General features: G+C 70.0%; 2 protein-coding genes. One reads left to right on the top strand and one right to left on the bottom strand.

Features of this window, described 5'->3' with window-relative positions; all coding sequences use genetic code 11:
- Positions 1-38 precede the first annotated feature (38 nt).
- The gene (locus U9980_RS17555) at positions 39-305 is read right to left on the bottom strand and encodes a hypothetical protein (RefSeq protein ID WP_322768911.1); all 267 of its coding nucleotides are present in this window, start codon (positions 303-305) and stop codon (positions 39-41) included.
- Positions 306-334: 29 nt separating this feature from the next.
- On the opposite strand from U9980_RS17555, the gene U9980_RS17550 reads away from it, so the two are divergent.
- Positions 335-526: hypothetical protein (locus tag U9980_RS17550; RefSeq protein WP_322768910.1), on the top strand; the 192-nt coding region annotated here is incomplete at its 3' end.

Below are 526 nucleotides of genomic sequence, written 5' to 3'. Positions count from 1 at the left end.
GAGCGGCTGTTCGAACTCGCCATGCACGGCTGGCCCCACTAATCCATGTGCCCCACTAGCTGGAGCGATCCCGTTTCGGTGGACAGCGCTGTGCTGGCTTGGCGGAAGCCGCCCGGACCCTGCACCCGCATTACCCAGACCCCGGCGCGGGCGGCGACGTCCGGGATGCTGCACGGCCCCGTCCGGACCAGCAGCCAGTGCAGGTTCGCCGGGTTCCACCCGCCGATACGCGGGTCGCGGCCGGCGGCGGCCTGCGCCAACGCCGCCCGATGGGCGGCATAGGCTGGAGCGCCGTGTTGACACATACATCCGACATCCGGTCCATTCCCGCCGCGTGATCGAGGACCGCGGCGTCCCCACCCCCGAGATCGTGAAGAAGCTGACCATCAAGACCGGCAAGAACGCCGCCACGCACCCTCGGTCGCGTCCCTGTACCGGGCACTGGCCGACGACGCCCCCGCTGTCGAACCGACCGGCAGCCTCTGAATCTCTCTACCCCGGGACCCTGCGTGCCGAGGAACTCGCA

This window comes from Protofrankia sp. Cr1 (genome assembly GCF_963555865.1).
Classification (GTDB): domain Bacteria; phylum Actinomycetota; class Actinomycetes; order Frankiales; family Frankiaceae; genus Protofrankia.
Note: the sequence above shows the minus strand (reverse complement) of the source record. Positions and strands in the feature narration are given on the sequence as shown.